The organism is Streptomyces sp. NPDC058157 (assembly GCF_042884105.1).
Lineage (GTDB): Bacteria > Actinomycetota > Actinomycetes > Streptomycetales > Streptomycetaceae > Streptomyces.
On record NZ_JBHVUQ010000318.1, the window covers coordinates 1 to 5,636 of the forward strand.

6 protein-coding genes are annotated in these 5,636 nt (G+C 72.4%); 3 read left to right on the forward strand and 3 right to left on the reverse strand.

Going from position 1 to position 5,636, the window contains the following annotated elements; translation table 11 throughout:
- Window positions 1-385 precede the first annotated feature (385 nt).
- The 3 genes from ACFVXK_RS36735 to ACFVXK_RS36745 all read right to left on the reverse strand — a co-directional run bounded on the left by ACFVXK_RS36735 (window position 386) and on the right by ACFVXK_RS36745 (window position 3,966).
- The gene (locus tag ACFVXK_RS36735) at window positions 386-1,045 is read right to left on the reverse strand and encodes a LuxR C-terminal-related transcriptional regulator (RefSeq protein ID WP_389621165.1); all 660 of its coding nucleotides are present in this window, start codon (window positions 1,043-1,045) and stop codon (window positions 386-388) included.
- Window positions 1,046-1,166: 121 nt separating this feature from the next.
- A complete protein-coding gene (locus ACFVXK_RS36740; RefSeq protein ID WP_389621156.1) occupies window positions 1,167-2,450 on the reverse strand; it encodes a sensor histidine kinase in 1,284 nt (427 codons plus the stop codon).
- Window positions 2,451-2,805: 355 nt separating this feature from the next.
- Complete coding sequence (locus ACFVXK_RS36745; protein ID WP_389621159.1) at window positions 2,806-3,966, reverse strand: sensor histidine kinase; 1,161 nt, start codon at window positions 3,964-3,966, stop codon at window positions 2,806-2,808.
- A gap of 155 nt (window positions 3,967-4,121) precedes the next feature.
- Between ACFVXK_RS36745 and ACFVXK_RS36750 the strand changes: the two genes are divergently transcribed.
- The 3 genes from ACFVXK_RS36750 to ACFVXK_RS36760 form a co-directional block, all read left to right on the forward strand.
- Window positions 4,122-4,529, forward strand: a complete 408-nt coding sequence (locus tag ACFVXK_RS36750; RefSeq protein ID WP_045946792.1) for an NADH-quinone oxidoreductase subunit A — start codon at window positions 4,122-4,124, stop codon at window positions 4,527-4,529.
- Window positions 4,520-5,122, forward strand: coding sequence for an NADH-quinone oxidoreductase subunit B family protein (locus ACFVXK_RS36755; protein ID WP_358899320.1), 603 nt, complete (start codon window positions 4,520-4,522; stop codon window positions 5,120-5,122). The genes ACFVXK_RS36750 and ACFVXK_RS36755 overlap by 10 nt, the downstream gene beginning before the upstream one ends.
- A partial coding sequence (locus ACFVXK_RS36760) for an NADH-quinone oxidoreductase subunit C (RefSeq protein WP_389621162.1) occupies window positions 5,119-5,636 on the forward strand: 518 nt, incomplete at its 3' end. The genes ACFVXK_RS36755 and ACFVXK_RS36760, both read left to right, overlap by 4 nt.

Below are 5,636 nucleotides of genomic sequence, written 5' to 3' on the forward strand. Positions count from 1 at the left end.
GTCACCCGTGAGCTGCATACCGTCACCCGAGTCACCCGCGAAACGGATGATCACCCGGTCGACTCGGCGGATCTCCTTGCCGGCTCCATCGGTCCGAGGCGCGCCGCGCTGCTCACCGATGGCCCCACCGGCCCCGTCGGCCTGCTCGGCCGGGCTACTGACCTGGCTGGTCACTGAACTGGACCTCCTTCGAGGCGCGGGCGTTCGCTCCCAAGGCCAACCCTACGTCCGCGACGTCATCCGTCCCTGGATCGCCCGCATTATGGACCGCCCCTCGCGAGGCGATCTTTCCGACAGACGTCGTGCTCTACTCGAAATATTCCAAATCACCTGGCCGTCGCGCGGCGGCGGCGCCGCGCGACCCGACTGACAGACTCTCAGTCGATCAAGACCTCAGGTAGGTCAGAACGGCCAGTACGCGCCGGTGATCCCCGTCACTCGGGGACAGGCCCAGCTTCATGAAGATATTGCTGACGTGCTTCTCCACGGCTCCGTCGCTCACCACGAGCTGCTTGGCCACAGCGGAATTCGTCCGTCCCTCCGCCATCAGCCCCAGTACCTCGCGCTCGCGCGGGGTCAGACCGGCCAGGACGTCCTGCTTGCGGCTGCGGCCCAGCAGCTGCGCCACGACCTCCGGGTCCAGGGCCGTCCCGCCCCGGGCCACCCGGACGACGGCGTCGAGGAACTCGCGCACATCGGCCACGCGGTCCTTGAGCAGATACCCCACCCCGGTGCTGGAACCGGCCAGGAGTTCGGTGGCGTACTGCTCCTCCACGTACTGCGACAGGACGAGCACCCCGATCCCCGGGTGGTCGCGGCGCAGCTGCACGGCGGCCCGGACTCCTTCGTCGGTGTGCGTCGGCGGCATCCGCACGTCCGCCACCACCACGTCCGGCAGCGCTCCCTCGGCCGCCAGGTCCGCGACCGTCTTGACCAGGGCTTCCGCGTCCCCGACGCCTGCCACGACGTCGTGCCCCCGGTCGGTCAGCAGCCGGGTCAGGCCCTCACGGAGCAGCACTGAATCCTCGGCGATGACGACCCGCACCCTGTTTTCCACGTTGTGAAGCTCCCGCCACTCGCATACCCATCCGGCATGCCAAGCATCCCAGCCGAACCTTCGATTCCGGTCCGGCTGGGATCAAGGACGGGCCACGCACCCGGCGCTTCTAGTCCCGCCAGGGGAGCTCGGCGGTCACCACCGTGCCCCGGCCTTCCGCCGAGTCCACGACCAGCACGCCGTCCATCGCGTCCAGCCGCTCCGCGAGCCCGGCCGGCAGCGCGGTCCCCGCGGAGGCGGCGTCCGCGCCGTGGCCGTCGTCCGCGACCCGGATCATCAGCCGCCGCCCGGAGCGCCACACGTCCACGCCGGCGCTCCGCGCCCCCGCGTGCCCCGCGACGTTCCGCAGCAGCTCGGACACGGTGAAGTACGCGATCCCCTCGACCGCCGGCGCGGGCCGGGCCGGCAGGTCCACCTCCACCCGCACCGGGACCGCGCACCGTGCCGCCACCGCCGACAGCGCCGCGTCCAGCCCGCGGTCGGTCAGCACGGCGGGGTGGATCCCGCGCGCCAGGTCCCGCAGCTCCTGCAGGGCGATCTTCACTTCCCCGTGCGCCTCGTCCACCATGCGGGCGGCGGTCCGCGGGTCCTCGGCCAGCTTCTCCTTCGCGAGCCCGAGGTCCATGGCCAGCGCCGCGAGGCGGGCCTGCGCCCCGTCGTGCAGCTCCCGCTCGATCCGCCGCAGGTCGGCGGCGGCGGTGTCGACGACCACCCCGCGGTCGGACTCCAGCTCACTGACCCGGTCGTCGAGCCGGGACCGCCCCAGCAGGCCGGTGACCAGCACCCGGTCGACGGTCACCAGGCCGCGGACGACCCAGGGGGTGGCCAGCGTGAAGGCCAGCCCGAGCGCGCTCGCGGCGGCGACGGCCAGGGGGGAATCGAGGTAGAAGGTGTAGTCGCCGTTCTGGAACAGCTGGAGCCCCGGCTGATCGGTGAAGGCCGGGAAGACCCAGAACCACAGCGGGTACAGCAGCATGCTCCACCCGTAGCCCCAGAGCGTGAGCGCGAGGCAGCAGGCGAACACCGCCCAGGGGAAGTGGATCACCGAGTACAGCGCGTGCCGCCAGGCGCTCCCGCTCTTGAGCAGCGCCCCCACCGCCGCGGGCACCCCCGGCTTCCCCGCCCGCACCGGCGCCGGCTCGCGCACCGGCACCCGCAGCAGCCCCCGCACCCGGGCCCGCTCCACGATCCCGAACCCCCGGCACATGGCGAGCACCCCGGCCAGCACGGGCACCCCGACGAAGGTCACGAGCAACCCGGCCCCGGCGGCCAGCCCGGCGATCGCCAGCCCGAAGTACACGCAGCTCAGCGGCAGCCCGACCACCAGATACAGCAACTCCCGCCAGGTCCGCCCCGCCACGGGCGCCCCCACCACATCCCGAACCCTCGCCATACTCCCGACCCACCCTTCATCCCATCCATCAACCCCTCCACCCTCCGCCGCCGCCGACCCGCGAACCATCCGGCGGGTAGGCCTCTCACCAGGGGGGTTAACCCCACCCACGCCGGGCACTATCCAGCCTCGCCTGGGGGCCCCTCCCAGCGGTAGCTGGGGGAGTTTGAGGCGCGGGGGTCTGGGGGCGGAGCCCCCAGAAGGGGTCCGGGGCTTGCCCGGGAAACGGAGAAAGGGCGGGGCGGGGAGCAGCTCCGCGCAGCGGCACCCCCGACCCCGCCCTCCCGGACGGCACCGCCCACAGACGGCACCGCCCACAGGCGGCACCGCCCCCCAGGCGGCCCCGCCACCCCCCTCAGCCGCGCGAGCGCCACGGCAACTCGGCCACCACCACCGTCCCCGCCCCCGGGGCGGACTCCACCACGAACCCCCCGTCAACGGCCCGCACCCGCTCCGCGAGCCCCGCCAGCCCGCTCCCCCCGGACATCCGCGCCCCGCCCCGCCCGTCATCCGCGACGCGGATCAGCAGCCGCGCCTCCTCCCGCCACACCTCGACCCCCGCACCCCGCGCCGCCGCGTGCTTGCTCACGTTCTGCAGGAGCTCCGACACCACGAAGTACGCGATCCCCTCGATCGCCTCCGCCGGCCGCTCCTCCAGCCGCACCGACACCTTCACCGGCACCAGGCACCGCGCCGCCACCGCCGACAGCGCCGCGTCCAGCCCCCGGTCCGTCAGCACCGCCGGATGGATCCCGCGCGCCAGGTCCCGCAGCTCCTGCAGGGCGAGCTTGACCTCCCCGTGCGCCTCGTCGACCATCGCCGCCGCGCCCTCGGGGTCCTCCAGCAGCTTCTCCTTCGCCAGGCCCAGCCCCATCGCCAGCGCCACCAGCCGCGCCTGCGCCCCGTCGTGCAGGTCCCGTTCGATCCGCCGCAGGTCGGCCGCCGCCGTGTCCACGACCACCCCGCGCCCCGACTCCAGCTCGGCGATCCGCCGCTCCAGCTCGTCTGAGGGCGACAGCAGACCCCGTACCATCAGCCGGTCGAGGTTCGCGAGCAGCCGCACGACATACGGCAGCACCGGCCACAGCAGGAACAGCCCCACCAGGGCGATACTGAAGGTCAGCACCCCCCAGGGCAGCCGGACCAGCTCGAACAGCACGGTCCGCCACGCCACCGGGTCCTTGATCCCCGCCCACAGCCAGGGGAAGAACCCGCCGGAGCGGCGCGGCCCCGGCAGCGCACTCGGCTCGTCGACCCGCACACCCAGCAGGGCCCGCGCCCGCCCGCGTTCGAGCACCCCCAGCACCCGGGCCAGGTGCAGGCCGACCACCAGCACCGGCAGCCCGATCACCGTCACGGCCAGCCCGCCGGCCGTCGCAAGCATGACAACCGTGTAAACGAATCCGATCAACGCCACCGGCAGATTGGTCAGCAGGTAGGCGATCTCCTTCCATGTGACCCCGTCAAAAGCGGGCCGGACGGGAGGGAGGGCGGGGGCATGATCGTTCGCGGTCATGCGGTCAGCCTGCCAATTCCACCCCGGCAATGCCATGGGGTGGCCAGGCGGGAGTAAACGGGGGGTAACCCCACCCTGTGCGGACCAGGGCCTAGACTCCCGTCCGTACCAGATCATCGAGAACGTCGACAGTGGCCGAGGAGCGAGGAACGGACGTGCCCGAACCAACGGTATCGACCGGGGCCGTGACCGCCGCGGACTACTTCCACAGCTATTCGGTCGTCGGCCTGCTCGCCGTCCTCGGCGTGCTCTTCGTCGCCGTGGCCTTCGGCGCCGGCCGCCTGCTGCGGCCCGTGGTCCCGACCCCCGAGAAGCTGCTGACGTACGAGTGCGGCGTGGACCCCGTGGGGGAGGGCTGGGCACACACCCAGGTCCGCTACTACGTCTACGCGTTCCTCTACGTCATCTTCGCCGTCGACTCGATCTTCCTCTTCCCGTGGGCGACGGTGTTCGCCGCCGCCGGCTACGGCGCCACGACCCTGGTGGAGATGTTCGTCTTCCTGGGATTCCTGGCCGTGGGCCTGCTCTACGCGTACAAGAAGGGCGTCCTCGAATGGACGTGACACCGGCTGCCGTGACACCGGAGCCCGTATCCCTCCCGGAACCCAGGCGACTGGGGGTCCTCTCCCGTCTGGCCCCCGAGCCGATGAAGGTGGTCCTGAACTGGGGCCGCCGCTACAGCCTGTGGGTCTTCAACTTCGGGCTCGCCTGCTGCGCGATCGAGTTCATCGCCGCGTCCATGGCGCGGCACGACTTCATCCGCCTGGGTGTCATCCCCTTCGCGCCGGGCCCGCGCCAGGCCGACCTGATGATCGTCTCGGGCACGGTGACGGACAAGATGGCCCCGGCCGTCAAGCGGCTCTACGAGCAGATGCCCGAACCGAAGTACGTCATCTCCTTCGGCGCCTGCTCCAACTGCGGCGGCCCCTACTGGGACTCGTACTCGGTCACCAAGGGCGTCGACCAGATCATCCCCGTCGACGTCTACGTGCCCGGCTGCCCGCCGCGCCCCGAGGCGCTGCTCCAGGGCATCCTCAAGCTCCAGGAGAAGATCGCCCGGGAGTCGCTGGCCGAGCGGTATGCGGACGGGCCGTCCGTCGCGCAGCTCACCAGCGGCCTGGTCACGCCCCCGCCCGCCCCGGGGGCCGGCGCGTGAACCTCTACGACTCCCTCCCCGACGCGGCACCGGCCGTCTTCGGCGCCGAGGCCGTGGCCTCGGTCGCGTACGACGTCCTCACCGTCGACGTCCCGGCCGGCTCCTGGATCGCCTCGCTGGAGATCGCCCGCGACAAGCTGGGCTGCACCTACTTCGACTGGCTGAGCGCGGTCGACGAGCCGGGCACCGGCTTCCGGATCTGCGCGCACGTCGTCGCCCTGGAGGGCGGCCGCGTCCGCCGCCTCCTGCTGCGCACGACCGTGCCGCACACCTCCCCGACCCTGGCCTCGGCGGTCGCGGTCTACGCGGGCGCGGCCTGGCACGAGCGTGAGACGTACGAGATGTTCGGCGTGGTCTTCACCGACCACCCGCACCTCGTCCACCTCCTGCTCCCCGAGAACTTCGAGGGCCACCCGCTGCGCAAGGACTTCGTCCTGGCGGCCCGGGTCGCCAAGGCGTGGCCCGGCGCCAAGGAGCCGGGCGAGGCACACGACCCCGACGCGCCCAAGCGCCG

Coding starts and splice junctions, on each gene's coding strand:
- ACFVXK_RS36740 (WP_389621156.1), bottom strand. CDS start 2,450: ATGGCGAGGGTTCGGGATGTGGTGGGGGCGCCCGTGGCGGGGCGGACC.
- ACFVXK_RS36745 (WP_389621159.1), bottom strand. CDS start 3,966: ATGACCGCGAACGATCATGCCCCCGCCCTCCCTCCCGTCCGGCCCGCT.
- ACFVXK_RS36755 (WP_358899320.1), top strand. CDS start 4,520: ATGGACGTGACACCGGCTGCCGTGACACCGGAGCCCGTATCCCTCCCG.